Origin of the sequence: Aeromonas sp. s3, assembly GCF_040907805.1 — a bacterium.
Classification (GTDB): Bacteria; Pseudomonadota; Gammaproteobacteria; order Enterobacterales; family Aeromonadaceae; genus Aeromonas; species Aeromonas dhakensis.
Genome location: NZ_JBFOCQ010000034.1, coordinates 1 through 26,364, shown reverse-complemented (window position 1 = coordinate 26,364; position 26,364 = coordinate 1). Strand labels below are relative to the sequence as shown.

Annotated in this window: 24 protein-coding genes and 4 tRNA genes; 19 read left to right on the top strand and 9 right to left on the bottom strand. The window is 61.5% G+C overall.

Annotated elements, in window-relative coordinates:
• Positions 1–42 precede the first annotated feature (42 nt).
• Complete coding sequence (locus tag AB5Y98_RS20810; RefSeq protein ID WP_017765343.1) at positions 43–777, top strand: ABC transporter substrate-binding protein; 735 nt, start codon at positions 43–45, stop codon at positions 775–777.
• Here the strand turns inward: AB5Y98_RS20810 and rarD are convergent.
• Positions 759–1,667: an EamA family transporter RarD gene (gene rarD, locus AB5Y98_RS20805; RefSeq protein WP_043171301.1), complete on the bottom strand. Its 909-nt coding sequence runs from the start codon at positions 1,665–1,667 to the stop codon at positions 759–761. The two genes, AB5Y98_RS20810 and rarD, sit on opposite strands and share 19 nt — an antisense overlap.
• A gap of 102 nt (positions 1,668–1,769) precedes the next feature.
• Between rarD and AB5Y98_RS20800 the strand changes: the two genes are divergently transcribed.
• Positions 1,770–2,351, top strand: coding sequence for a uracil-DNA glycosylase family protein (locus tag AB5Y98_RS20800; RefSeq protein WP_201990318.1), 582 nt, complete (start codon positions 1,770–1,772; stop codon positions 2,349–2,351).
• Positions 2,352–2,361: 10 nt separating this feature from the next.
• Here the strand turns inward: AB5Y98_RS20800 and AB5Y98_RS20795 are convergent, their stop codons facing one another.
• Positions 2,362–3,219: a DMT family transporter gene (locus AB5Y98_RS20795; RefSeq protein WP_005305226.1), complete on the bottom strand. Its 858-nt coding sequence runs from the start codon at positions 3,217–3,219 to the stop codon at positions 2,362–2,364.
• A gap of 91 nt (positions 3,220–3,310) precedes the next feature.
• On the opposite strand from AB5Y98_RS20795, the gene AB5Y98_RS20790 reads away from it, so the two are divergent.
• Positions 3,311–4,201 carry a LysR substrate-binding domain-containing protein gene (locus tag AB5Y98_RS20790; RefSeq protein ID WP_117405547.1) on the top strand — a complete coding sequence of 297 codons (891 nt, stop codon included), beginning with the start codon at positions 3,311–3,313 and terminating at the stop codon, positions 4,199–4,201.
• Positions 4,202–4,310: 109 nt separating this feature from the next.
• On the opposite strand, the gene znuB is transcribed toward AB5Y98_RS20790, so the two are convergent.
• Positions 4,311–5,090 carry a zinc ABC transporter permease subunit ZnuB gene (gene znuB / locus AB5Y98_RS20785; protein WP_368232833.1) on the bottom strand — a complete coding sequence of 260 codons (780 nt, stop codon included), beginning with the start codon at positions 5,088–5,090 and terminating at the stop codon, positions 4,311–4,313.
• 21 nt (positions 5,091–5,111) lie between these two features.
• Positions 5,112–5,876 (bottom strand): zinc ABC transporter ATP-binding protein ZnuC, encoded by a 765-nt coding sequence (znuC, locus tag AB5Y98_RS20780; RefSeq protein ID WP_010636073.1) that lies wholly within the window; start codon positions 5,874–5,876, stop codon positions 5,112–5,114.
• Positions 5,877–5,970: 94 nt separating this feature from the next.
• Here znuC and znuA point away from each other — a divergent pair, with 94 nt between their 5' ends.
• Positions 5,971–6,885: a zinc ABC transporter substrate-binding protein ZnuA gene (gene znuA, locus AB5Y98_RS20775; protein WP_216973423.1), complete on the top strand. Its 915-nt coding sequence runs from the start codon at positions 5,971–5,973 to the stop codon at positions 6,883–6,885.
• Between the two features lie 85 nt (positions 6,886–6,970).
• Complete coding sequence (locus AB5Y98_RS20770; protein ID WP_017788145.1) at positions 6,971–7,645, top strand: transglutaminase-like cysteine peptidase; 675 nt, start codon at positions 6,971–6,973, stop codon at positions 7,643–7,645.
• On the opposite strand, the gene AB5Y98_RS20765 is transcribed toward AB5Y98_RS20770, so the two are convergent.
• On the bottom strand, positions 7,640–8,581 hold the full coding sequence (locus tag AB5Y98_RS20765) for a TAXI family TRAP transporter solute-binding subunit (RefSeq protein ID WP_216973422.1): 942 nt from the start codon (positions 8,579–8,581) through the stop codon (positions 7,640–7,642). The genes AB5Y98_RS20770 and AB5Y98_RS20765 overlap by 6 nt on opposite strands.
• A complete protein-coding gene (locus AB5Y98_RS20760) occupies positions 8,581–9,873 on the bottom strand; it encodes a LapD/MoxY N-terminal periplasmic domain-containing protein (protein ID WP_368232831.1) in 1,293 nt (430 codons plus the stop codon). Before AB5Y98_RS20760 ends, AB5Y98_RS20765 begins: the two co-directional genes overlap by 1 nt.
• Positions 9,874–10,132: 259 nt before the next feature.
• Here AB5Y98_RS20760 and mepM point away from each other — a divergent pair, with 259 nt between their 5' ends.
• Entirely contained in the window at positions 10,133–11,470 is a 1,338-nt protein-coding gene (gene mepM, locus AB5Y98_RS20755) for a murein DD-endopeptidase MepM (RefSeq protein WP_005305203.1), read from the top strand.
• Between the two features lie 66 nt (positions 11,471–11,536).
• Here mepM and AB5Y98_RS20750 read toward each other — a convergent pair whose 3' ends face one another.
• Positions 11,537–12,481, bottom strand: coding sequence for a D-2-hydroxyacid dehydrogenase (locus AB5Y98_RS20750; protein WP_017778336.1), 945 nt, complete (start codon positions 12,479–12,481; stop codon positions 11,537–11,539).
• A gap of 162 nt (positions 12,482–12,643) precedes the next feature.
• On the opposite strand from AB5Y98_RS20750, the gene AB5Y98_RS20745 reads away from it, so the two are divergent.
• Positions 12,644–13,225 (top strand): YjaG family protein, encoded by a 582-nt coding sequence (locus AB5Y98_RS20745; RefSeq protein WP_005305197.1) that lies wholly within the window; start codon positions 12,644–12,646, stop codon positions 13,223–13,225.
• A 48-nt stretch (positions 13,226–13,273) separates the two neighbouring features.
• On the opposite strand, the gene AB5Y98_RS20740 is transcribed toward AB5Y98_RS20745, so the two are convergent.
• Entirely contained in the window at positions 13,274–13,753 is a 480-nt protein-coding gene (locus AB5Y98_RS20740) for a MarR family winged helix-turn-helix transcriptional regulator (RefSeq protein WP_005305194.1), read from the bottom strand.
• 164 nt (positions 13,754–13,917) lie between these two features.
• Between AB5Y98_RS20740 and AB5Y98_RS20735 the strand changes: the two genes are divergently transcribed.
• Complete coding sequence (locus AB5Y98_RS20735; RefSeq protein WP_017765335.1) at positions 13,918–14,445, top strand: hypothetical protein; 528 nt, start codon at positions 13,918–13,920, stop codon at positions 14,443–14,445.
• A 9-nt stretch (positions 14,446–14,454) separates the two neighbouring features.
• Positions 14,455–16,053 carry a BCCT family transporter gene (locus tag AB5Y98_RS20730; protein WP_017778335.1) on the top strand — a complete coding sequence of 533 codons (1,599 nt, stop codon included), beginning with the start codon at positions 14,455–14,457 and terminating at the stop codon, positions 16,051–16,053.
• Positions 16,054–16,125: 72 nt separating this feature from the next.
• Here the strand turns inward: AB5Y98_RS20730 and mutS are convergent, their stop codons facing one another.
• Entirely contained in the window at positions 16,126–18,708 is a 2,583-nt protein-coding gene (mutS, locus tag AB5Y98_RS20725; RefSeq protein WP_124249310.1) for a DNA mismatch repair protein MutS, read from the bottom strand.
• 218 nt (positions 18,709–18,926) lie between these two features.
• Between mutS and pncC the strand changes: the two genes are divergently transcribed.
• The 10 genes from pncC to AB5Y98_RS20675 all read left to right on the top strand — a co-directional run bounded on the left by pncC (position 18,927) and on the right by AB5Y98_RS20675 (position 26,349).
• Complete coding sequence (gene pncC, locus AB5Y98_RS20720) at positions 18,927–19,418, top strand: nicotinamide-nucleotide amidase (RefSeq protein ID WP_017778334.1); 492 nt, start codon at positions 18,927–18,929, stop codon at positions 19,416–19,418.
• Between the two features lie 80 nt (positions 19,419–19,498).
• Positions 19,499–20,563 (top strand): recombinase RecA, encoded by a 1,065-nt coding sequence (gene recA, locus AB5Y98_RS20715; protein ID WP_005305178.1) that lies wholly within the window; start codon positions 19,499–19,501, stop codon positions 20,561–20,563.
• A 41-nt stretch (positions 20,564–20,604) separates the two neighbouring features.
• The gene (locus tag AB5Y98_RS20710; RefSeq protein WP_368232955.1) at positions 20,605–21,114 is read left to right on the top strand and encodes a regulatory protein RecX; all 510 of its coding nucleotides are present in this window, start codon (positions 20,605–20,607) and stop codon (positions 21,112–21,114) included.
• Positions 21,115–21,511: 397 nt separating this feature from the next.
• Positions 21,512–24,136 (top strand): alanine--tRNA ligase, encoded by a 2,625-nt coding sequence (gene alaS / locus AB5Y98_RS20705; protein ID WP_017778332.1) that lies wholly within the window; start codon positions 21,512–21,514, stop codon positions 24,134–24,136.
• Positions 24,137–24,152: 16 nt separating this feature from the next.
• Entirely contained in the window at positions 24,153–25,400 is a 1,248-nt protein-coding gene (locus AB5Y98_RS20700) for an aspartate kinase (RefSeq protein ID WP_368232829.1), read from the top strand.
• A 93-nt stretch (positions 25,401–25,493) separates the two neighbouring features.
• Positions 25,494–25,682: a carbon storage regulator CsrA gene (csrA, locus tag AB5Y98_RS20695; protein WP_005305164.1), complete on the top strand. Its 189-nt coding sequence runs from the start codon at positions 25,494–25,496 to the stop codon at positions 25,680–25,682.
• Positions 25,683–25,896: 214 nt separating this feature from the next.
• Positions 25,897–25,989, top strand: a tRNA-Ser gene (locus AB5Y98_RS20690).
• Positions 25,990–25,992: 3 nt separating this feature from the next.
• Positions 25,993–26,069: transfer RNA gene (locus AB5Y98_RS20685), tRNA-Arg, on the top strand.
• 100 nt (positions 26,070–26,169) lie between these two features.
• A tRNA-Arg gene (locus AB5Y98_RS20680) sits at positions 26,170–26,246 on the top strand.
• A 26-nt stretch (positions 26,247–26,272) separates the two neighbouring features.
• A tRNA-Arg gene (locus tag AB5Y98_RS20675) sits at positions 26,273–26,349 on the top strand.
• Positions 26,350–26,364 lie beyond the last annotated feature (15 nt).

Sequence of the window (26,364 nt, the reverse complement as noted above, 5' to 3'; positions counted from 1 at the left end):
GATCTCTCTGTGCCACACTCAAGAGCAGCCCAAGGAGGTGCGATGCGAGCATGGTGGTGGTTGTGGTGTCTGCTGTCGATATCGGCTCATGGCGAGACGCTGCGTCTCTACGACTATCATCAGCACCCCCCCTTCATGACCGGGGAGCAGAGCGGTCTGAGCCGGGATCTGGTCAAGTATCTCAATGAAAAGCTTGGCGGAGAACCCAAGCTGGAACTTTGGCTGGTGAATCGGGCCAGACTGGCGCTGGAGATGTCGGATCCCGGCTTTGATGGTCTGGTGGCCTGGGTCAATCCCGCCTGGGTGGGGGATCCCCAGCGCGAGCGCTACCTCTGGACCTTTCCCATCATGCGCGATACCAACGAGCTCATCTCGAGTGCCGACAGACCGGTCACCTATCGCGGGCCCGATTCGCTCAAGGGGATGACCTTCGGCGGCATCGAGGGGTACCACTATCAGGGGATCGACGAGGCGTCGGCCAGAGGCGATCTGGTGCGGGTGGATGCCAAGAAGGTCAAGACCAACTTCAGCCTGCTGGTGCGCGGCCGCATCGACGTGACCCTGGTGCCGGGCTCGGCGCTCACCTTCTTTACTCACGACCCCGCCTTCGAGGGCAAGCTGTTCGTCTCGCCCTTCGCCCAGTCCAGCTATACCCGCCACATACTGTTGCCCAAATCCCGCAGCGAGCTGCATGACAGGCTGAATGACATCGCCGAGCAGATGGACCGGGATCCCAAGTGGCACGCCATCCTGGAGTCCTACCGCGGCAGACCCTGAGCGCCGGCGCTGCGGCGCAGATGGCGCCCAAGCTTGTGCAGCGGCAGCAGGCTCACCAGCAGGCCGGCCCAGACGAAGGCAAATCCCACCGATTTCACCGGATCCGGCGTCTCGCCAAACCAGAAGATGGCGAGCAGGAAAGCGAGGCTGGGCTCGATATATTGCAGCAGGCCCACCGTGCTCATGCGGGTGCGCATCATGCCGTAGCAGAACAAGCCCACCGGCAGCAGGGTCGCGGGGGCGCTGCCCATCAGCAGCAGTCGCTCGGTCCAGTCACCGGCCACGAACTGGCTGGCGCCGCTCACCGCCAGAGCGCCGATGATCAGCAGGGCGATGGGCAACTGCACCAGCGCCTCGAGGTAGAGACTGACGCCAGCGTCATAGTGCACCTTCTTCTTGAGCAGGCCATAGAGGGCGAAGTTGGCCCCCATGACCAGGGAGAACCAGGGCAGCTGGCCGTAAGAAAAGAGCATGTAGGCCAGCCCCGCCAGGGCTAGCGCCACCGCCAGGTGTTTTTGCGGGGTGAGCTTCTCTTTGAGGAACAACACGGCGAAGACGATGTTGAACAGTGGCGTCATGAAGAAGGCGAGGCTGGTGGCCAGCACCTGACCGGTGGTGAGGCACCAGGTGAACATACACCAGCTGATGGACATGACGGGGCCGGCCAGCAGGATGAGGCCGAGCTGGCGCGGTTCGCTGCGCAGCCGCGCCCAGGGCACCCGGTAGCCGACGAGGAGGAACAGGATCCCCAGCAGCACCGCCGACCAGAGTACCCGGTGGGAGAGCAGCTCCCACATGTTGACCGCAGGCATGAACTGGTAATAGAGGGGCAGCATGCCCCACAGCACGAATGAGAGGGCCGCGCTGCCGGTGCCCATCCAGTTCTTCATCTCGCTCCGTTTATTAAATTAAACAAATGTGGCTGCATAATAAGTATCTGCTGAATCTTTCACAAGCAGGATCCGGCGGAAAACTCTGCTACTATCGGGCCCATGAACCGACTCGACCGTTTGTTTGCACAGATCCGTGCCTGCCGCCTGTGCGAGGCACACTTGCCGCTCGGGCCCAGACCGGTGATCCGTGGCAGCGAGCACGCTCGCCTGCTGATCATCGGCCAGGCGCCAGGCACCCGGGTGCATGCCAGCGGCATCCCCTGGGACGACCCCTCCGGCGATCGCCTGCGCCAGTGGCTCGGAGTGGACAAGGCCACCTTCTACGATGAATCCCGCATCGCCATCATGCCGATGGGGCTTTGTTACCCCGGCAAGGGCAAGTCGGGGGATCTGCCGCCACGCCCCGAATGTGCCCCCACCTGGCACGACAAGGTATTGATGCTGCTGCCCAACATCGAGCTGACCCTGCTCATCGGCCAGTATGCGCAAGGCCACTACCTGCGGGATGCGGCGAAAGGGTCGCTGACCGAGACGGTGCGCAGCTGGACGGACTACGGCCCTGCCTGGTTGCCGCTGCCGCACCCGTCACCGCGCAACACCGTGTGGCTCAAGAAGAATCCCTGGTTCGAGCAGGATGTGATCCCCCATCTGCAACAAAGGGTCGCCCCGCTGCTGGGGTGACCCTGGTTGGCTAGAGCGCCGGTTCGGCCTGTGGCTTGGGCTTGCTGCGGGCCATGGCGATGAGCGGCAGTATGATGCACAGGCACCCCAGCAGCAGCGGCAGGCCCGGCTGCTCATCGAACAGCCATACCCCGATGGCGACCGCCATCAGCAGGCCGGTGTACTCCGCGGAGGCTATTTTGCTCGCCTCCGCCTTGCGATAGGCCACCACGCACAACCCTGCATAGACCATGATCAGCGCCGAAGAGCCAAAGGCGGGCCACCACATCTGCCACTGCCAGTCGCCTCCTTCCCACCAGGCCAGCGCCAGGATGAAGGGCATGCTTAGCACGTTGGTAAAGAACAGGGTCTGGGCGATGGGCTGCTGGAGCGGGATCCGCTTGATCAGCAGATTGTTGAGCGCCATGGAGAGCGCTACCCCGAGTGCGGCCAGCGCCGCCCAGTTCACCTCGGTGGGGCGCAGCACGATCAGCACCCCGACAAAGCCGATGAAGGCGGTCAGCACCTTCTGGCGCGAGATGGCTTCCCCCGCCAGCCACACCGCCAGCGGCACCATCATCAGAGGCGCCGCATAGAAGAGGGCGTTGGCGGTGGCCAGCGGCAGCCGGGTGAGGGCGATCACCATCAGGCAGACGCCGATGGCCCAGATATGGGCGCGCAGCAGGTGCCACTTGAGCGCCACCGGCGGGTTGCGACGCCATGACCAGAGCAGCCAGGGGGTCAGCAGGATGGCGGCGGAGAGCTGGCGGAAGAAGACAAACTGAAATACCGGCTGATCCGGTTCCAGCACCTTGACCAGCGCGTCGGAAAAGACCGCCACCATATTGCCCAGCACCAGATAAAGGATGCCGATCCCCACTGCATTCATGCTACCTCCTGCGTCAGATGAGGGAAGGGTAGCCCGCGCTTCGTTATCCAGTAAAATGATAAAAAATCACCATGCATGAGAATTTTGGATAATGAAGCTACCTCCCCTGCGCGCCGTTCAATACTTCGAAGTGGTTGCCCGCCTGCTCAGCTTTTCCCGCGCTGCCCTTGAGCTGAACGTCAGTCAGAGCGCGGTCAGCCATCAGATCCGCCTGCTGGAGGATTTTCTGGGGGAACGGCTGCTGCTGCGTCAGGGGCGGCTGCTGTCGCTGACGGCGCAGGGCGAGGTCTATTTCGAGGGGATCTCCGCCGGGCTCGGCCAGATTGCCCAGAGCAGCGAGCAACTGCGCGGCGGCGGCGAGATGCGGCTGCGGCTGGCAGTCTACAGCTCGTTTGCGGTGAAGTGGCTGATCCCGCGTCTGGCTGGGCTGCGCCAGCTCTATCCCGAGCTGGATCTCAGCCTGGAGATGGTGGCGGAGGATCCTGAACTCTCCGATCGGGTGGCGGACTGCTTCATCACCGTCTCGCCCCATGGTCGGGGCTATTGTCATGATCTCATCTACCGGGAGCGGCTCTTCCCGGTCTGCAGTCGCCGCTTGCTGCAGCAGGTGGAGGGGGAGTGGCCGGACGCAATCTGGCAACTGCCGTTGCTGTCGGTGCAGTCCATCTACAAGGCGCGGGGAGAGGATTGGCAGCGTTGGGCCAAGGCCGGGGGATTGGTGATACCGGCGGAGGCGCGGATGCACCACTTCAGCCATGTGTTGCTGGCGATGGAGGCTGCGGCCTGGGATCAGGGGGTGGCATTCGTGAACGACTACATGCTGCGACCGGATGATCCCCAGCTGGTGGCCTTGCCGGTACACCAGTTGGAGACGGGGGATGCTTTCTACTTTACCTGCAAGCGCTCGCGGGCCCATGAGCCTGCCATCGGCCGGCTGCGCCAATGGCTGATGATGGAGACACGCCAGAGCATGCCTCTCTAGGCTCAGGCTTTCTTGAACTGGCTCAGCACAAACAGGCTGGTGGCACAGACCACCACCGACGGGCTGGGATGTGGAGTGACCTGATTACAAGGGTCAGGCCACTTTAGGCTCAGGCTTTCTTGAACTGGCTCAATACGAACAGGCTGGTGGCGCAGACCACGACAGACGGGCCGGCCGGCGTGTCCTGGTACCAGGAGAGCAGCAGTCCGCCGAGTACGGCAAGGCAGCCGATGAGCGCGGCGAAGCCGGCCATCTGCTCCGGCGTGCGGCTGAAGCGGCGGGCGGTTGCCGCAGGGATGATCAACAAGGAGGTGATGATCAGCGCCCCGACGAACTTCATCGCCACCGCGATCACCAATCCGATCAGCAGCATCAGCACGCAGCGCAGCACATCGACCCTGATCCCTTCCACCCGGGCCAGCTCTTCCGAGATGGTCATGGAGAGCAGGGGATCCCACAGCCGCCACAGGGTGAGCAGCACCAGGGCGCCACCGCCGTAGATCCAGAGCAAGTCCATCGGCTGTACCGAGAGCAGGTCGCCAAACAGGTAGGCCATCAGATCCACCCGCACGTTGTCCATGAAGCTCAGGGTGACCAGACCGAGCGACAGGGCGCTATGGGCCAGGATGCCGAGCAGGGTATCGGTGGCCACCTGCTGGTTGCGGCTCATGATCACCAGCAGCATGGCCATGGCGAGGCAGCAGACCACCACCGCAAGGGTGAGATCCACCTGCAGCAGGATGCCGAGTGCGATGCCGAACAGGCAGGCGTGGGAGAGGGTGTCGCCAAAATAGGCCATCTTGCGCCACACCACGAAACTGCCGAGGGGGCCGGCCAGCAGGGCGATGCCGAGGCCGGCCGCGAGGGCGTATAACAGAAAGCTGTCCACTTGATGATCCTGTCGGGTACGTTATTGATTGCGGGAGGGCAGGCGAATGACGGGAGCCTGCGGTTCATGATGATGGTGTTCGCCATCGCAGTGGTGATGGTGGGTGTAGACCGCCAGCACCTCCTGCTCCGGTCGGCCGAACAGGCGGGCAAACTCGGGGTGGCGCGCCACGCTCTCCGGTTCGCCGTGACAGCAGACGTGGCGATTGAGACAGATCACCTCGTGGGTGCTGGCCATCACCAGATGCAGGTCGTGGGAGACCATCAGCACGGCGCAGTTGAACTCGGCGGCCAGCTGACTGATGAGGGCGTAGAGCTCGATCTGGCCGTTGATGTCCACCCCTTGCACCGGCTCGTCCAGCACCAGCAGCTCGGGCTTGACCAGCAGGGCGCGGGCCAGCAGCACCCGCTGCATTTCGCCGCCGGAGAGTTTCTGCATCCGGTTGTCCAACAGGTCTTCCGCGCCGACCCGGCTTAGTGCCTCCTCGATGGATAGGCGGCCATTCTTGCCAAGCTGCAGGAAGCGACGCACCGTCAGCGGCAGGGTGGGATCCAGATAGAGGCGCTGGGGCACATAGCCGACCCGCAGGTCGCGGCTGCGGGTGATTTGGCCTGAATCTGGCGTGAGCAGACCCAGCACCAGCTTGCTCAGGGTGCTCTTGCCCGCCCCGTTGGGGCCGACCAGGGTAGTGATTTTGCCTTTGTTCAGGGTAAAGGAGACCTTGTCGAGCACGAGTCGTCCATCAAATGAAAGACAGACCTCTTTCAGCTCCACCAGTTGGGTCATGACAGCTCCGGGGTTTACAGCCTGTGAGAGTTATAATATAACAATAACGTTGGTTTGTTATATTATCACACACACACTTCCTGACGAGATCTCTATGCGAATTCTTGCCCTAGTCACTGCCCTGCTGGCGGTGAGTCTGCCTGTCCGCGCCCTCGAGGTGCTGACCACCATCAAGCCGCTGGGTTTCATCGCCGCCGCCATCACCGACGGCGTGAGCGAGCCCAAGGTGCTGCTGCCGACCGGCGCTTCGCCCCACGATTTCTCCCTGCGCCCCTCCGATATTCGCAGCATCAACGAGGCCGATCTGGTGGTGTGGGTCGGCCCCGAGCTGGAAGGTTTCATGGCCAAGCTGCTGGCCAAACATCCCCATGTGCTGACCCTGACCCGGGTGGAAGGGATGCCGCTGTTTGATTACAGCAAGCAGGCCGGTCATGAAGAGCACGCCGACGAGGCGCATGAAGGCCATGACCACGACGGTCATGAGGGGCACCACCACGAGGGCGTCGACCCCCACATCTGGCTGGGTCCGACCCAGGCGCTGGTCATCGCCAATGCCCTGAGCGAAACCCTGAGCGCTCAGGATCCGGCCAACGCCGAGCGTTATCGCGCCAACCTGTTGGCGTTCAAGGCCAAGGTGGAGGCCAAGGACAAGGTGATTGCCGAGCAGATGAAGGCGGTGAACCAGAAGGGCTACTTCGTGTTTCATGAAGCCTATGGCTACTGGGAGCGCCACTATGGCATGAGCTCCAAGGGCCACTTTACCGTGAGCCCGGAGCGACGCCCCGGCGCCAAGACCCTGGTGGAGATCCGCAAGGCGCTGGAAGAGAAAAAAGCGAGCTGCATCTATGCCGAGCCGCAGTTCTCGCCGGCGGTGATCGAGTCGGTCGCCCGCAATACCGGCGCCAAGGTGCTGTTGCTGGACGAAGTCGGTGAACAGGTGCCGCTCGGTCCGGATGGCTATCCCCGCTTCATGCAGCAGTTGGCCGACGCCTTCGCCGAATGCCGTTGACCGCGTCGAAGCGCCCGCGTGCCCGCCACTGGGGCAGCCAGGGGCAACTATACTGACCTCCAGCATCTTGCAGGGAGTGTCTGGTATGAAATGGCTGCTCGTTCCCACCTGCACGTTGGCGCTCTGCTGTGCCAGCGTGCAGGCTTCCCGTCTCTCCGAATACATGGCCAGCCCTGCACTGCAGGCAAAATTGCAGGAGGTCTATGGCGGTCGAGCCCTCCAGCGGGCGGAGGCCTTTTCGCGCCTGCTGACGCCAAGGGCCGGCACCACGGATCAGCAGAAGATCGAGCTGGTCAACAACTACTTCAACAACCTGACCTACAGCGATGACCCCAGATTGTGGGGAGAAACGGATTACTGGGCCAACCCACTGGAGTTTATCGGTGCCCGTGGTGGCGACTGCGAGGATTACAGCATCTCCAAGTACTACACATTGATGGAGCTTGGGGTGGACGAGAAGAAGCTGCGACTGGCTTACGTCAAGGCAGTCAAGTACAACCAGTTCCACATGGTGACGCTCTACTTCGCGACCCCCAAGTCGGATCCGATGGTGCTCGACAACATCAACAACCGGATCCTGCCCGGCAGCAAGCGGACCGATCTCATCCCCGTCTACAGTTTTGATGCCAAGAGCATCTGGATCATGAAGTCACGCCGGGAAGGGACCCTGGCGGGCAGTGCCGACAGGTTGGCGCAGTGGACTTCGATGAAGACCCGTTTTTCCAGCGAGCAGTTGCGCTCCCCCCGCCGTCAGCTATAGCTTGCCCGCCGCTTTCAACTCCTCGAAATATTTTGCCGCGCCCGGATGCTGTTCGATGCTCAGCACCGGGCCGGTTTTATTGCGCGACTGGTGAAACAGGTTGGCGTAACCGTAGGTTTGCTCATTGAACTTGGTTTGCTGGGCCAGCATGGCCCGGGTCAGGCGGTAAACGTCGGCCAGTGGCGTGCTGGCGGTGGTTACCAGGGTGGCGGCGATGGCAAAGGTCGGCGTCGCCTTGAGGTTGCCCGGATAGATACGCGCAGGGATCTGGCTGCGCTGGTAATACTTGACCCCCTTGAGCAGCTGATCCCGGATTGCCCCCTCGATCGGCAGGAAACGTATGGCGCAGCGTTTGGCTGTATCCAGCACGATGCGGTTGGGGTGACCCATCACCAGGCCATAGGCGTCGATCTGTTTGCTGCACAGGGACTCGGCCAGATTGGCCACGCTCTTGAGATCGAGATCCTGCTCCTTGGCGCCCAGCACGTTGAACAGGGCGAGCGCCGTCTGGCGGGTACCTGAGCTCTTGAGCCCCATGTCGATGGGGGCCAGCTTGAGTTGCTCCAGGCTGGTGATGTCGCCGTCGGCCCTTACCACTATGGTAAAGGGCTCGGCGTGAGTGGCGAAGATGGCCCTGAGCTCTGGTTGCGGCTGATTGGCATACGGACCCAGGCCATTGCTGGCCTGGTAGAGCCAGTCCGACTGCACCAGCGCATAGCTTGTCTCGCCGCTTTTCAGTTGGCGCAGATTTTCGATGGAGCCCGAGGTCGCCTGCGGCTTGCACTGCAGTCCGGCATCGCTTTTGTTGGCGAGCCGGCAGAACTCTTTGGCGATCTGGTGATAGATCCCCTGTTCACCGCCGGTGGCTATGGTGGTGGGGTTGGCCAGCAGCGGCAGTGGCCACAGCAGGGCGAGCAACAATCCAGTCCTGTTCATCATGCCTCCTTGCCGGCGTAGCCATCGATGCCCCAGTTGCGCAGGGTGTCGATATCCTGAATGTCGCCGGCCTCCGCCAGCAGGGTGTAGCCCGCGCTGTGCAGGCACTGGGCCACCAGATTCCAGTAGAGAGGGGCCTGGGTCGGCTGGCAGCTGATGAAGACAGGATTGATGGGGTCGAGCTGATTGAAGGTCTCGTTGGTCATCGGTATGGCGCTGAAGGCCATCTCTACCCCTTGTTCCTGCAAGGCGGCCAGCCGCTCCTGGGCAAGGGGTGGCACATGTTCCTGATCCCAGCGCCAATCGAGGGTTTTGCCTCTGCCCTTGGCCAGCAGAGGTGCAAATTGTGCCCAGTCGGGGTGGCCGAGCAGGCTGAGCGGCAGCTGCAGCCCCTCGACTGCATGGTGCAGCCAGAGATCGAGCAGATGCCGGATCTCGTCCGGTGAACTGTTCAGTGACGGGGTGACTTCCGGAATGAGGCGGCTGTAGAGACGAATACTGCCCTGGGTCGAGAAGAAGTGTTGCTGCAACAGCCCCTCTCCTGCGCAGGTCAGGGTTTGCAGCGGCTCATTGACCATGGGGAGTTGTTTGCCGAGCTGGCTTATCTTGAGCCGTTGCTGCAGCAGATCCCGCTTGCGTTCGGACACCAGCTGGTTGACCGAGCCGGCCAGCTCCTTGAGATCCTGCAGCCAGGGAGCGTCCAGGGTGCCACTGAACTGGCGCTTGCGGATCTTCACCAATTGCAGATTGATCTGCTCGAGCGGGCGCAGCAGCCGTTTGCAGACCCAGGAGATCACCAGGGTGAACACCAGCAGACCTGCCAGCAGGGCCGTGCCGGTACGGCTGATCGCATTCCACAGATGCTGGTAGGCATAGCCCGTGTGCCCTTCCAGGGTGAGGGTGCCCAGCATGCGCCAGCCATCGGTCAGCTCCTGCTCAATTTTTACTGGCGGCATGTCGATAACAGAGGGGAGCCAGGTCGGCACGTTCTGTTGCGCGGTGTGGAAGACCTTCTGAAACAGCACCTGACCATCCGGATCCAGCAGGGTGACCACGCTGACGAAGCCGCCATCGAACATGGCGTTGACTATGGTCTCGGCCAGTACCTTGTCATCGTTGAGAAGGGTGCCTTGCAGCACCAGCCCGAGGGCGGTGATGGCGGTTTCCAGATTGGCGGACATCTGATCGAGGATGGATTGCCGTACCGTGGTGACTTCCAGCATGAACAGCAGGACGGCGCCAATCAGGAACAAAATCAGGATGATTCGATTTAACAGTTTCGCTAACGACATATCCACTCCATGGAAAAGTTATCGCAACATGTTGAAACCTGGGGTCGGAGGTGAGCTGACCCGGCTCTTAAAAATAGGAAAAAATGGTTAAAAAAGACGATCATTTCTGCCCATGAAGGAATGTTATGCATAAAATGTGAGGTTCATGCAGATTGCTATGAACTAATTGTGAGTATTTAGGTCAAACAATCAGTTTTATACGGTTTCATAACAAACAGACTGACCACTAACACCCTTGGATCTAATGACAGGATAGCGGATGAAACGTCTCCGTCCCTTGGTAGCGCAGGCCGCCAATTGGGAACCCCCGGTTCCCCGCAAACATTTTTACGCCATGCTACTGCTGACGGCCATGACGCTGTCGGCGGTAGCCATATTGCCAGCCCCGGGTGACATCCTGGAGCGGCCGCTGCGACTGGAGTTGCCGATCGCCACCAATGGCACCGCAACCAACGAAGACAATACGGACTTCAACGACATCCCGGATCACGAGCTGGTAGAAGCCGCGACGCCGGAAGATGACATCCCGGCCGACGCCACCCCCCAGTGGCAGGATTACCGGGTTCGCAATGGCGAGAATCTGACCACCATCTTCAACAACCTGGGTCTTTCCACCACCACCCTCTACAAGGTGCTGGATGCCGACACCAAGAACAATCTGGCACGGCTCAAGCCGGGCCAGACCATCGAGCTGCTGATCGATCAGGACAACATACTGCAGCAGATGAAGATCCGCCTGAACATCAAGCAGACCCTGGTGCTGGAGCGTACCGACGACACTTACAGCGCCAACATGCTCAATGAAGAGGTGGAGTGGCAGAAGAAGAGCTATGACGGCGTCATTAATGGCAGCTTCTACGTGAGTGCCCGCAATGCGGGGATCCCGGCCAACCATATCCAGAAAATTGCCAACCTGTTCCAGTGGCGGCTCAACTTCGCCAAGGATCTGAAAAAGGGCGACAAGTTCAAGGTGCTGGTGCGTCAGGAGACGGTCGAAGGCAAGAGCACAGGCAACACCCAGCTGCTCGGGGTGGAAGTGTTCAGTCAGGGTCAGAACGTCTCCGCCTGGCTGTCCGAAGATGGCAACTACTACGATGGGCAGGGCAACAGCCTGGAGCGCGGTTTCCGCCGTTACCCGACCCACAGCCGTTACCGGGTCAGCTCCAGCTTCAACCCGAATCGCCGTCACCCGATCACCGGCCAGGTGCGGCCTCACGAGGGCACCGACTTTGCCCTGCCGGTCGGCACCCCCGTGATGGCGACCGGTGACGGTGTCGTGCTAAAGGCGACCAGCCACCCGCTGGCCGGCACCTATGTGGTGATCAAACACGGTCGCACCCTGATGACCCGTTACCTGCACCTGAGCAAGCTGCTGGTCAAACCTGGCCAGAAGGTGAAGATGGGTGACAAGATTGCCCTCTCCGGCAACACGGGTCGCTCCACCGGCGCTCACCTGCACTACGAGGTGCGGATCAACAACCGCCCGGTGGATGCCATGAAGGTCAAGCTGCCGATGGCGGAGCCGCTCTCCGGCAAGGAGAAACGCCAGTTCCTCGCCAAGGTGAAGAGCTATCGCAAGGAGATGGAGGCCGGTTGATGCCTCTCTCGCCGACATAAAAAGGCCCCGCCACGCTGGCGGGGCCTTTTTGTTGGCTGGCGGCCATCAATAGCCCTTATCGAAGTCGATCTTGCCGTCCAGCGGTTGGCCATCGATGAAGCGGATGTAGTTGCGCACGAAGATCTGGGCCACGTCCTCGGGGAAGCTGTAAGCGCTGTTGTGCGGCGTGACGATGAGGTTGGGCTGGCCCCAGAGCGGGCTGTCGGCGGGCAGCGGCTCCTGCGCGAATACGTCCAGCACCGCCATCCCCAGCTTGCCGGTGCGCAGTGCCGTGAGCAGGTCCCCTTCGTGGATGGCGTTGCCGCGCCCCACGTTGAACAAGATGGCGCCCGGCTTGCAGTGCTCGAAACGGGCGGCGGTGAAGAGGTGATGGGTCTCGCGGGTGGCGGGCAGCACGCTGACGATGACGTCGGCCTGCGCCAGCATCTTGTTGAGGGCGGGCAGCTGATATACCTGGTCGAAACCAGCCCGTTCGCGACCACCGCGGCTGACGCCGAGCACCTTCATGCCGAAGTGCTTGCCGGTGTGGGCGATGTGCTGGCCTATGCTGCCGGTGCCCAGGATCAGCAAGGTGCGTCCCTTGAGACCGTGATAGGGGTGGCTCTGCCACAGCCGCTGCTTCTGCTGTTCCCTGTAGAGGGGGATCTGGCGCATCAGGCTGAGCAGATGACCGAACACGTACTCGCTCATCAGCGGGCCGAAGATGCCGCGCACATTGGTGAGCTGGTAGTCACGGCGGCAGCTGGCATCCAGCAGCACGTCGACCCCGGCGTAGGTGGATTGCAGCCAGCTGAGTTTGCCGGCCTTGGCCAGCAGCGGCTTGGCCCGCGCCGGTTCGGCCATCAGGATGTGGGCCTCGCCGATCACTTTCTCGGCGTCGCTCTGGTTGTCGGCTCTCAGAATGCGCAGATGAGGGAGGTGGGCCGCCTTGAGCAGGCGCTCGTAGTGAGCATTGTCCTGGCTGAGCAAAAGAAGGGTACGTTGACTCATACTCTTGTTCCTTATCAGATTTGCGGCGCGGGAGAGAGGCCGCTCTGCCTTCATCTTACCCGAGTTGACCGGCCAACATAGCCGACCAGGCCGCTTTTTCGTTTTCGCGCGGCCCCTCGTGGGCTACAATCTGCCCCACATTTTGCAAAGGATCCGACTCCAGTGTTTGGTGACAAGTTTTATAAGCGACTGGCCGAGCTACAGCCTTGGCAACAGACGGTCTACACCCTGGCGCTGGCAGAGCGCATGTACCCCAACTATGCGCTGTTTTCCCAGGCCTCCGGTTTCGGGGATGCGAAGGCATTTCGTCACGCCCTGGATCAGATGTGGAACTACCTGACGGTGAAAGGATCCCGGGTCAATCTGGGGGCGATTCTGGAAGCGTTCGAAGTCTACATTCCGGAACCCAGCAAGTTCGAATCCTACGGTGCCTATCCGGCGCTGGATGCCTGTGTCGCCTTGGGCTGCGCCTACAACTCGGTGATCTGCCGGGTAGGGGAAGAGGCCAACGACGCCAGCCATGCCTCGGTCGGTACGGTCGCCGGTTTCATCGAGATGTTGGAAGAGCGCGACCTCACCGACGAAGAGCTCTACGAGCACGAATACATGGAGGCCGAGCTGGAGTTCCAGGTCGAGCTGCTCAAGCGGGTTGCCCACGAGCGTGACAGCGACCGCATCCTGGCCGTGCGTGCCTTCGCCGCCCAGGACGGCGTCTCCAATATCGGCATCAGCCTGGAAGAGTGATCCCGCTCGTCTCGGCCCATAAAAAAAGCTCCCGTTCGGGAGCTTTTTTTATGCCCGCTCTTCGGTGAGGGGCCGGACGCTCAGCACCGGGGCCGCGTCTATCTCATCGGCATTCATCATGGTGGAGATACGCTGCAAAGAGGAGAGCAGCAGGGTCTGCTCCCAAGTCTCAAGTGCTTGAAAACGCTGAATGAAGCGCTCCTGCAGCGGGGTCGGCGCCTGGGCCAGCAGGGCTCGGCCTGCGTCAGTCAGTGTCGCATGCACCTTGCGCTTGTCGGTTTCGCTGCGGATGCGTTGCACCAGCTGGCGGCTCTCGAGGCGGTCCATGATGGTGGTGGCGGTGGCCTGGCTCATGTTGGTGTGATCCGCCAGCTGACGCATGGAGATCTGACCCAGCTCGTCGATCCCCTTGAGCAGCAAGAGCTGGGGCGAGGTCAGGCCTGCCTCCTTGATCAAGCGCTTGGAGTGCATGTCGATGGCACGAATGATCTGGCGCAGGGCGACCAACACTTCATCATGTTTTTCCATGGGGTATGAAATCGTCGAGGGGTGATTGGGAGGCGCAAAATTCTCCGCCTAATTCGTCACAAGGTCAATATGGTTTTTACTGTAATCTTTTCTGCTCTAATTATTTTGTGTTAGGGTAATGAGCTTTCCCCCTATTTTCCCCTGCTGTTTCGAGGAGCAAGATGATGAGTGACGAACTGGACATCAAAGCGCTGGTGGCCGACCTTCGAGTGGTCAGAGTCCGCTATGAACTGCCTGATACCTCGGCTTTCGTGCGTTACCAGCCCGCCTATGACGAAGATCCCAACAACCTCAAGGTGCATCACTACGACGGTGAGTTGCCGCTCTCCTGCAGTGAGACTGGTTCTTTCAACCTAAAGGAGTTGGTGAACGAATTGCGCTATGCCTATGTACTGGTGCACCTCTTCCCGGACGAGAGCGCCATGAACTTCTACCTGACCGGCCTCGATACCGGGCTGGCCCAGCTGGAGTTCATCGGCGGCTCCTACGACTTCAACCGGCTCTGGATCACCAGCGGCATCTCCAACCTGGGCGTGCCCATGGCCATCTTCCTCGGCAAGCGCCACGCGGTGAACGGTCAGCCCTCCGTCAGCTTGGTGGACCACAGAGCGCAGACGGCCGGCAAGCTGGTCTACCGCGCCATCGGCGGCGCCGGTGATCACGTGGGTGAAGACTTTTTCAACAACGACTAAGGAGGCCAGATGAGAGCAAACAAAGGGCTGTTCAAAGGACTCAACCCGACCATGGCCATGACGGCGCTCACCGTCATCACCCTGTTCCTGCTGTTCGGGATGTTCGTCCCCGAAACCGCCGCCACCTGGTTCGTGGGGGCCAAGGACAAGATCATCGCCGGGTTCAAGTGGTACTACATCCTGGTGGTCGCCCTGTTCCTGTTCTTCGCCATCTATCTGATGTTCAGCCGCTTCGGCAGCATCCGGCTGGGTGACGACGACCAGGTACCGGAATTCGGCTACTTCGCCTGGTTCGCCATGCTGTTCAGCGCCGGCATGGGGATAGGGCTGGTGTTCTGGAGCATCGCCGAGCCCATGTACCACCTGCAGGGCAACCCCTTCGTCACCGAAGGGATGACCCCGGAGGCGGCCCAGATCGCCATGCGTCTCACCTTCTTCCACTGGGGCCTGCACCCCTGGGCCATCTACGTGATCGTCGGCCTGTCGCTCGCCTTCTTCAGCTACCGGCGCAAGCTGCCGCTGGCCATCCGTTCCGTGCTCTATCCGCTGCTCGGCGATCGCATCTACGGCTTCTGGGGTCACGCCGCCGATGTGCTGGCGGTGTTTGGTACCGTGTTCGGGGTGGCGACCTCCCTTGGCCTGGGGGTCTCCCAGATGAATACCGGCCTCAACCAGATGTTCGGCATGGAAGTATCGCAGGCGAACCAGCTCTGGCTCATCGGCGGCATCAGCCTGATCGCCACCCTGTCGGCGGTCTCCGGCGTCGGACGCGGGGTGAAGATCCTCTCCGAGCTCAATATCTGGTTGAGCGTGTTCGTGCTGGGCCTGTTCCTGGTGCTGGGGCCGACCACCTACATCCTCAACGCCTATGTGCAGAACATAGGTGACTACCTGCAGAACATCGTCAAGCTGAGCTTCTGGACCAATACCGAGGCCAACGGCACCTCGGCCTGGCAGTCGAGCTGGACCGCCTTCTACTGGGGCTGGTGGATTGCGTGGGCGCCCTTTGTCGGCATGTTCATCGCCCGTATCTCCAAGGGGCGTACCATCCGCGAGTTCGTGCTCGGTGTCTTGCTGGTGCCCTCCCTGCTCGGCATGTTCTGGCTCACCGTGTTCGGCGGTACTGCCATGAATCTGGAGCTGTTCGGCAGTGGTGGCGTGGTGGCCGCGGTCAATCAGGATGTCACCCTGGCGCTCTACAAGACGGTGGAGCTGCTGCACTGGGAGACCTTCGGCTGGATCGCCAAGGGGGTGCTGACCCTGCTCATCTGCACCTACTTCATCACCTCCAGCGACTCGGGCACCCTGGTCATTACGACCCTGCTCTCCATCGGGGATCAGGATCCCCCCGTGCTGCACCGCGCCGTCTGGGGGCTGGGTCAGGGGCTGGTGGCCGCCATTCTGCTGGTCTCCGGCGGACTGGCCGCCCTGCAGGCCGCCAGCATCATAGCCGCGCTGCCCTTCTCGGTGATCATGCTGGCCATGTGCTATTCCCTGATGCTGGGCCTCAAGCAGGAGAGTCAGCACCAGTTCGAGTATCGCCAGAAGCTCAAGCGCCACGAGGGCTCCAGCCACATGAGCCTGATGGACAGGATAGGGCCGGCCTGACGACAGGCCGAACCATGAAAACGAAAAGGGGAACCTCACGGTTCCCCTTTTTATTGCTGTGTTGGTGACGGTTTACAGCATCTGCTTGAGGCGATAGAGCAGGTCAAGCGCCTGGCGCGGGGTCAGCTCGTCCGGGCGCACCGCTTCCAGCTCATCAACTACCGGATGGCTCTGGGGCGGCAGGGCGACCGGGGCCGGGCGCACTTCGCCGGCGGCCACCGGGGTGGCGCTCTCCAGCTCGTGCAGCTTGTGACGGGCCTGCTGGATCACCGATTTCGGCACCCCCGCCAGCGCCGCTACCTGCAGACCGTAGGATCGGCTGGCCGCCCCCTCCTGTACAGCGTGCATGAAGGCGATGGTGTCGCCGTGCTCCACCGCATCCAGATGGACGTTGGCTAGCCCGCTCATCAGCTCCGGCAGCCGGGTCAGCTCGAAGTAGTGGGTGGCAAACAGGGTGTAGGCGCCAATCTTGCTCGCCAGCTGTTCGGCGCAGGCCCACGCCAGCGAGAGGCCGTCGTAGGTGCTGGTGCCGCGGCCGATCTCGTCCATCAGCACCAGACTGCGGGCGGTGGCGTTGTTGAGGATATTGGCGGTCTCGGTCATCTCCACCATGAAGGTGGAGCGGCCGGAGGCGAGATCATCCGATGCCCCGATGCGGGTGAAGATGCGGTCGATGGGGCCGATGCGGGCGCTGTCGGCCGGCACGAAGGCGCCGATATGGGCCAGCAGCACGATCAGCGCAGTCTGGCGCATGTAGGTCGATTTACCGCCCATGTTGGGGCCGGTGATGATCAGCATCCGCCGCTCCCGCTCCAGCCGGATGGGGTTGGCGATAAAGGGGTCGGTCATCACCTGCTCCACCACCGGATGGCGGCCCGCCTCGATCAGGATCTGATCCTCGTCGATCAAGGTGGGGCAGCGGTAGTCGAGGGTCTCGGCCCGCTCGGCCAGGTTGGCCAGCACGTCCAGCTCCGCCAGCGCGGCAGCGGACTCCTGCAGATCGCCGAGGTGTGGCAGCAGGGCATCGAGCAGTTCTTCGTAGAGGCGTTTCTCCAGCGCCAGCGCCTGGGCCTGGGCGGTGAGTACCTTGTCCTCGTACTTCTTCAGCTCGTCGATGATGTAGCGTTCGTTGTTCTTGAGGGTCTGGCGGCGGATGTAGTGAGCCGGCACCAGGTGGCTGTTGGCACGGCTCACCTCGATATAGAAGCCGTGCACCTTGTTGTAACCTACCTTGAGGGTGTTGATGCCGGTCAGCAGCCGCTCGCGCTCCTCGATGCGGGCCAGGCTGGCGGTGGCGCCGTTGGCCAGATCCCGCAGCTCGTCCAGCTCCTGGTTGAACCCTTCGCGGATGACGCCGCCATCGCGAATGAGCACAGGCGGCACCTCCATCACGGCGCGCTCCAGCAGGTCGAACAGCTCGGGGAAGGTGCTGGCCCGCTCGCGCAGCTGCTGCACCGCCTCGTGCTCGCTGCCCGCAAGCAAGCGCTGCAGTTCCGGCAGCTGGGCGAAGGCCTGGCGCAGCCGGGTGAGGTCACGCGGACGGGCAGAGCGCAGGGCCAGGCGCGCCAGCACCCGCTCCACGTCGCCGACCTGACGCAGCAAACCGCCCAGCTCGTCGTAAAGGTTCTGCTCGATGAGCTCCTTGATGGTGCTCTGGCGTCCTTTGAGGATCACCCGGTCGCGGATCGGCTGGTGGATCCAGCGCTTGAGCAGCCGGCTTCCCATAGGAGTGGCGGTGCAGTCCAGCACGGCGGAGAGGGTGTTGTCATGGCCGCCGGCCAGATTCTGGGTCAGCTCCAGATTGCGGCGGGTGGCGGCATCCATGATGACCGCATGATCGGGCTGCTCGAGGCGCACGCTGCGAATGTGGGGCAGGGCGGTGCGCTGGGTGTCTTTCACGTACTGCATCAGGCAGCCGGCAGCGCACAGGGCGGTCTCGCTCTGCTCGACCCCGAAGCCCACCAGATCCTGGGTGCCGAACTGCTGGCATAAGAGCTTGCGGGCGGTACCGAGCTCGAATTCCCACTCCGGGCGGCGGCGCAGACCGCGGCGACCCTCGACGTGGTGCAGGAAGGCGAACGATTCGGGGTAGAGCAGCTCGGCCGGGTTGGTGCGCTGCAGCTCCGCCAGCAGGGTCTCTTCTTTCTCGAACTGGTTGATGAAGAAGCGGCCGGAGCCGATGTCCATGGTGCCGTAGCCGAAGCGGCGACCATCGTGGTAGACGGCGGCGATCAGGTTGTCCTGCCGCTCGCTGAGCAGCGCCTCGTCAGAGACGGTGCCAGGGGTGATGATGCGAATGACCTTGCGCTCCACCGGCCCCTTGCTGGTGGCGGGATCCCCCACCTGTTCACAGATGGCGGCCGATTCGCCGAGTTGCACCAGCTTGGCGAGATACCCTTCGATGGCGTGATAGGGCACTCCTGCCATCGGAATGGGGCTGCCGGCCGACTGGCCACGCTTGGTCAGGGAGATGTCGAGCAGCTGGGAGGCCTTGCGGGCATCGTCATAGAACAGCTCGTAGAAGTCGCCCATCCGGTAGAACAGCAGGATCTCCGGGTTCTCGGCCTTGAGGGTCAGATACTGCTGCATCATGGGCGTGTGGGCGCTGAGGTTGGCGCCTGGCGTGGCGCCGGTGGCTTGGTGTTGTGCGGTCATGTGCTATTCCAGAAGGGGCCTCTGCGGGCCTGTGTCTGCGGTGATGAGCCTTGAGCTTGATGGCGCCATTCTACACATAAGCGGCGTGGCGGGGGAGGTCGGGGATCACGACCCTCCGTGTAGGCAGAGGCATCAGCCTGGTGAGTGGCGTTCAGTTGCGGCAGGCGGCGGTGGGATCGCATAATGTGCCTCTTGCACGCATCAGAGAGGGAGTCGCGATGAAACTGGACGCAGAGATAGAGCACCTCGCCATCGAGCTGGGGCGAGCCCTTGGCCAGCGCGGCTGGCTGGCGGCGACTGCCGAGTCCTGCACCGGCGGCGGGGTGGCGAGCGCCATCACCGACATCGCGGGCAGCTCCGGCTGGTTTGATCGCGGCTTTGTCACCTACACCAACGAGGCCAAGCAGCAGATGCTGGGGGTGAGCGACGAGAGCCTTGAGCGGCATGGCGCCGTGAGCGAGGCGGTAGTGCTGGAGATGGCCCGCGGCGCCTTGGCCCACTCGTCTGCCTCCATCAGTGTGGCCATCAGCGGCATCGCCGGCCCCGGCGGCGCTACCGAAGGCAAGCCGGTCGGTACCGTCTGGTTTGCCTGGGCGGATAGCTCGGGACGTCATCACTCCCTGCTTGCCCGCTTCGACGGCGACCGCCGGCAGGTGCGCCAGCAGGCGGTGAGACAGGCCTTGTCGGGTCTGTTGGCCCTGCTCAGATAAATTGGGCTTGATACTGTATGAATAGACAGTATACTTAGCCCAACTTCACTTCTTACTCACGATTTCCAGCGGAGATTGGCATGGATCAGAACAAACAGAAGGCACTGGCGGCTGCGCTGGGTCAGATCGAAAAGCAGTTTGGCAAAGGCTCCATCATGCGTCTGGGCGACAGCAAGACCATGGACATCGAAGCCATCTCCACCGGCTCCCTCTCTCTGGACGTTGCGCTGGGGATCGGTGGTCTGCCGTGCGGTCGTATCGTCGAGATCTACGGCCCGGAATCTTCCGGTAAAACCACGCTGACCCTACAGGTGATTGCCGAAGCCCAGAAGAAGGGCAAGACCTGTGCCTTCGTCGATGCGGAGCACGCACTCGACCCCATCTATGCTGCCAAGCTGGGCGTCAACGTCGACGACCTGCTCATCTCCCAGCCGGATACCGGTGAACAGGCGCTGGAGATCTGCGACATGCTGGTGCGTTCCAACGCGGTTGACGTCATCATCGTCGACTCCGTGGCGGCCCTGACTCCGAAAGCGGAAATCGAAGGCGAGATGGGTGACTCCCACGTTGGCCTGCAGGCTCGTCTGATGTCCCAGGCGCTGCGCAAGCTGACCGCCAACATCAAGAACGCCAACTGCCTGTGCATCTTCATCAACCAGATCCGGATGAAGATTGGCGTCATGTTCGGCAGCCCGGAGACCACTACCGGTGGTAACGCGCTCAAGTTCTACGCCTCCGTGCGTCTGGATATCCGCCGTACCGGCGCTATCAAGGAAGGTGACGAAGTGGTCGGTAACGAGACCCGCGTCAAGGTAGTGAAGAACAAGGTGGCCCCTCCCTTCAAGCAGGCCGAATTCCAGATCTTCTACGGTGCCGGCATCTCCAAAGAGGGCGAGCTGGTGGATCTCGGCGTCAAGCACAAGCTGATCGACAAGGCCGGTGCCTGGTACAGCTACAACGGCGAGAAGATCGGTCAGGGCAAGGCCAACGTCATGAAGCTGTTCGCCGAGAACAAGGCGCTGGCTGGCGAAGTGGAAGCCAAACTGCGCGAGTTGCTGCTCTCCGGTGCCGCGCCGGTGGAGGAGAAGCCCTCCGCTGCCGAGTACGACGAGTTTGAAGCCGAAAACGAACAAGAGTTCGAATAAGAGCGAAAGGAAGGCCGGGTTGATACCCGGCCTTGTCATTTATGGTCGATGAATCCGTTACCGAACCGGTTGAGCCCGCCGAGCCGACCTTTGCAGAGCAGCTGGCGGCCGCCCGTGCCTACGCCATGCGCAGCCTGGCCCGTCGCGAAAGTGCCGAGTCGGAGCTGGCCAGACGACTGCGCCAGCAGGGCTATCAGGAAGAGGTGATCGAGGCGGTAGTCGACTACTGCCGCGGTTACAACTGGGTCAATGACGAGCGCTATGGTGCCATGGCGGTACGGGCGGGCGCCGCCAAGGGGCATGGCCCGCTCAAGATCCGTTTCGACCTGCGCCGCAAGGGGCTGGACGATGGCCAGATCGATGCCGCCTTCGAGCAACCCGAGCTGGACTGGTTCGAACTCGCCTTCGAGCTGTTGGAACGACGGGCCAACCTAGCCGACCTGGCCGACTTCAAGCTGCGGATGAAGTGGCTCAAGTATCTGCTGGGGCGCGGCTTTAGCCAGGATCAGGCCCGTTATGCCATCTCTGTCCTGCAGGAGCGGGAGGAGTAGAACGGCGATGTTTGTGCTGGGATCTTGAGATGATTCGAGAGACGAGAGCCCCATCGCCGTACACTCGCTCTCTTCATTTCCGGTTTGCCGGCGCCTGGTCGCCGGTTTCCACCTGCCGACCAGGCCATTATGACGCCTGTGCAAGATTTTTCCTGCCTGTTCATAGGCTTGTCAGCTCAGATTGATGAAAGCCGGGTTCTCCCTGTCTTGACCCTCTTTTCATGCCGCTTTTTCTCCTGTTGATGGTGAAAAAAGCCGCGGTTGGCTGCGGGGCGCTTTTCCGGCCCGTTTATGTGCGCTTTTTCGCCCGTGGCGGCCCTGTCCGTTTTACTTTACCCCGCAGAAAACTTACATTAATGCGGTTAAAAGTCCGTATTCGAATCAAGCAGGATTTTCCATGTATATGTCCACGTCTGAGATACGCGCTGCGTTTCTCGAGTATTTCCGTTCCCAGGGGCACCAGGTTGTCTCCTCCAGCTCGCTGGTACCGCATAACGACCCGACCCTGTTGTTTACCAACGCGGGTATGAACCAGTTCAAGGACGTGTTCCTTGGCGCAGACAAGCGTGCCTACAACCGCGCGACGACCTCCCAGCGTTGCGTGCGTGCCGGTGGTAAGCACAACGATCTGGAAAACGTCGGCTATACCGCTCGTCACCACACCTTCTTCGAGATGCTGGGCAACTTCAGCTTCGGCGACTACTTCAAGCAGGATGCCATCAAGTTTGCATGGGGCTTCCTGACCGAGGTGCTGCAACTGCCGAAAGAGCGCCTGCTGGTGACCGTCTACGCGACTGACGATGAAGCCTTCGACATCTGGGAAAAAGAGGTCGGTGTGCCGGCCGATCGCATCGTGCGCATCGGTGACAACAAGGGCGCCCCGTACGCTTCCGACAACTTCTGGGCCATGGGCGATACCGGCCCGTGCGGTCCCTGCACCGAGATCTTCTATGACCACGGCGATCACATCTGGGGTGGCCGTCCCGGCTCACCGGAAGAGGATGGCGACCGTTTCATCGAGATCTGGAACGTGGTGTTCATGCAGTTCAACCGTCAGGCTGATGGCACCATGGAGCCGCTGCCGCGTCCGTCCGTGGATACCGGCATGGGTCTGGAGCGTATCTCCGCCATCATGCAGGGGGTTCACTCCAACTACGAGATCGACATCTTCCAGGCGCTGATCAAGAAAGCGGCCGAGATCGTCGGCACCACCGATCTGAGCAACCAGTCCCTGCGCGTCATCGCGGACCACATCCGCTCCTGCGCCTTCCTGGTGGCTGACGGCGTCATGCCGTCCAATGAAGGTCGTGGCTATGTGCTGCGCCGCATCATCCGCCGCGCCGTGCGTCACGGTCGCAAGCTGGGCGCCACCGACGTCTTCTTCTACAAGCTGGCCGCCGAGCTGGCAGCCCAGATGAAGGATGTCGCTGCCGAGCTGATCGCCCAGCTGCCGCTGGTCGAGCGTGTGCTGCGCATCGAAGAGGAACAGTTCGTCCGCACCCTGGATCGCGGTCTGCTGCTGCTGGAAGACGCTCTAGCCAACCTGGGCGACGCCAAGGTCATTCCGGGCGAAGTGGTGTTCAAGCTGTATGACACCTATGGCTTCCCGGCCGACCTGACGGCCGACGTGGTGCGCGAGCGCGAGATCGGCATCGACGAAGAGGGCTTCAAGGCCGAGATGGAGAAGCAGCGTGCTCGTGCCAAAGAAGCATCCAGCTTCGGCGTGAACTACAACGAGATGCTCAAACTCGACTTCGAGACCCCCTTCACCGGTTACAAGACTCTGACCGAGCGCACCCGTGTGGTCGGCATCTACAAGGGCGTGGACGAGGTAAGCGGTCTCATCGCCGGTGACGAAGCTGTCATCGTGCTGGAGCAGACCCCCTTCTACGCCGAATCCGGCGGCCAGATCGGCGACAGCGGCACCCTGAAAGTGGATGACGGCATCTTTGCCGTGACCGATACCGTCAAAGCGGGCAAGGCGATCATCCACAAGGGCTACATGGAGCTGGGCACCCTGGAGAAAGGGGCCGAGGTCGAGGCTGTGGTCGATGGCGAGCGTCGTCAGGCCATAGCCCTGAACCACTCGGTGACTCACCTTCTGCACGCGGCCCTGCGTCAGGCGCTGGGTGAGCACGTGACCCAGAAAGGCTCTCTGGTGGGTGCCGAGCGCATGCGCTTTGACTTCTCCCACTTCGAGGGGATGACCATGGCGACCATTCGCCGGGTCGAGGAGCTGGTCAACAACCAGATCCGCGCCAACCATGAAATCATCACCCAGCTGATGGGCCTGGAAGAGGCCAAGTCGGCCGGCGCCATGGCGCTGTTCGGTGAAAAATACGAAGACGACGTGCGCGTGGTGCGCATGGGCGACTACTCCACCGAGCTGTGCGGCGGTACCCACGCCAAGCGCACCGGTGACATCGGCTTCTTCAAGATCATCGCCGAGAGCGGCATCGCCGCCGGCGTGCGCCGCATCGAAGCGGTGACCGGCAAGGCCGCCATCGACTTCATGCATCAGGTCGGTGAGCAGATCGAAGAGGCTGCCGCGCTGGTGAAGGGCGATCAGTTCAGCATCGCTGACAAGGTTCGCCAGGTGCTGGACAAGGCCAAGATGATGGAACGCGAGCTGGAGCAGCTCAAGGCCAAGCTGGCCGCCCAGGCCGGTAACGACCTGCTGGGTCAGGTCATCGAGATCAAGGGCCAGAAGGTGCTGGTTGCAGCGCTGGAAGGGGCCGATCCGAAATCCCTGCGCGGCATGCTGGACGAACTGAAGAACCAGATGAAGTCTGGCGTGGTGCTGCTGGCCACCAGCGGCGAGGGCAAGGTCAACCTGATCGCGGGTGTCACCAACGACCTGACCGGCAAGGTCAAGGCCGGTGAGCTGGTCAATCTGGTGGCCCAGCAGGTGGGTGGCAAGGGCGGTGGTCGTCCCGACATGGCCCAGGCGGGTGGTACCCAGCCTGAGGCAGTGCCGGCGGCCCTGCAATCCGTACACTCCTGGCTGGAAGAGCGCCTGTAATCGGGCGAGGTGATCTGTGGCACTCTATGTACAGAAGTACGGCGGCACCTCGGTCGGCACGCTGGAGCGGATCGAGGCGGTAGCTGAGCGGGTCGAACAGACCCGCGCCCAGGGACATGACGTGGTGGTGGTTGTTTCCGCCATGTCGGGCGAAACCAACCGGTTGCTGGGCATGGCCCAGCAGCTGGATCCTGATGCCAACCGGCGCGAGATGGATGTGCTGGTCTCCACCGGTGAACAGGTCACCATAGCGCTGCTGGCCATCGCGTTGAACAAACGCGGTTGCCCCGCGGTCTCGATGACCGGTGATCAGGTTCGCATTCACACCGATTCCGCCTATGGCAAGGCCCGCATCACCCACATCGACACCGACCGGGTTCAGGCTGAACTGGGCGCGGGCAAGGTGGTGGTGATCGCGGGCTTCCAGGGTCGTGACGAGCACAATGCCATCACCACCCTGGGGCGCGGTGGCTCCGACACCACGGCGGTCGCCGTGGCGGCGGCCATCAAGGCCGATGAGTGCCAGATCTTTACCGACGTGGACGGGGTCTATACCACGGATCCGCGCATCGAGCCCAAGGCGCGTCGTCTCGATACCATCACCTTCGAGGAGATGCTGGAGATGGCCAGCCTGGGCGCCAAGGTGCTGCAGATCCGTTCGGTGGAGTTCGCGGGCAAGTACCGCGTGCCGCTGCGGGTGCTGTCGAGCTTTGTCGAGGGAGAGGGAACGTTAATCACATATGGAGGTGAGAGGATGGAAGCTCCCCTGGTATCCGGGATAGCGTTCAATCGCAACGAAGCCAGCCTGACCATTCTGGGTGTGCCGGACCGGCCCACCGTGGCAGCGCAGATCCTGAATCCGATCAGCGACGCCAACATTGATGTCGACATGATAGTGCAGAACACGCTGGGCGATGGCACCGCCGATTTCACCTTCACGGTGAATCGCGATGACTATCGCCGGGCGCGCGCCCTGCTGGAGGAGACCGCCAGCGATCTGGGGGCCGCCTGCGTACAGGGCAACGGTGAGATCGCCAAGGTTTCCATCGTCGGAGTCGGGATGTGGAACCATCCTGGCGTCGCCCGCACCATGTTCAAGGTATTGGGCGAGGAGGGGATCAACATGCAGTTGATTTCCACCTCTGAAATCAAGATATCCGTGGTGATTGACGAGAAGTACCTGGAGCTGGCAGTGCGTGCCTTGCACTCCGCTTTTGGGCTGGATCAGGAGCCTCATGAGCAGCCCTTGGGAAACAATCCCTGATTGATTTAGTTTCAACCATTTACCATATCGGTATCTTTGTAAGATAATGTCGCATATCGATATAAATACAAAACAGGATACAGGAGCAAGCGAATGCTTATTTTGACTCGTCGTGTAGGGGAAACCCTGATGATTGGTGACGAAGTGACTGTCACCGTGCTGGGCGTGAAAGGCAACCAGGTTCGTATCGGCGTGAACGCACCGAAAGAAGTTTCCGTGCACCGCGAAGAGATCTATCAGCGCATCCAGGCCGAGAAAGTTCCGGGCCAATCCGGCTTCTAAGCGGCATCAATGGCTGTGACAAGGCGACACCTCATGTGTCGCCTTTTGTTTTTCTGGGGTGCTGAAAATCGTGCTGTAGGGAGCAAAAGAGCGGGATAAGTGTCGATATTGCTTGAATATTCCACGCTTTGGCCAAATGCTGAGCGAACGCGCTTTTTTCTCCAAAAAAGTGTTTGACTAAAAATCCCTGTGAAGTATTATCAGCCCCGCAAACGGAGAGGTGGCCGAGAGGCTGAAGGCGCTCCCCTGCTAAGGGAGTATGCGGCTTATACCCGCATCGGGGGTTCGAATCCCCCCTTCTCCGCCATTTGCGCCCGTAGCTCAGCTGGATAGAGTACCTGGCTACGAACCAGGTGGTCAGAGGTTCGAATCCTCTCGGGCGCACCATATTAGACTCACGATGAGTCATGTACTGGCAATCAGCAAGCCGGTACAACTGAAAAAAGGCTTACTGTTGAGTAAGCTTTTTTTATCGCTTTAAATCAGGGCGCCCGTAGCTCAGCTGGATAGAGTACCTGGCTACGAACCAGGTGGTCAGAGGTTCGAATCCTCTCGGGCGCACCATTTAAAGCAAAATCAAAAGTTTATGAGCGCCCGTAGCTCAGCTGGATAGAGTACCTGGCTACGAACCAGGTGGTCAGAGGTTCGAATCCTCTCGGGCGCACCATTTTGAAAGCAGTAC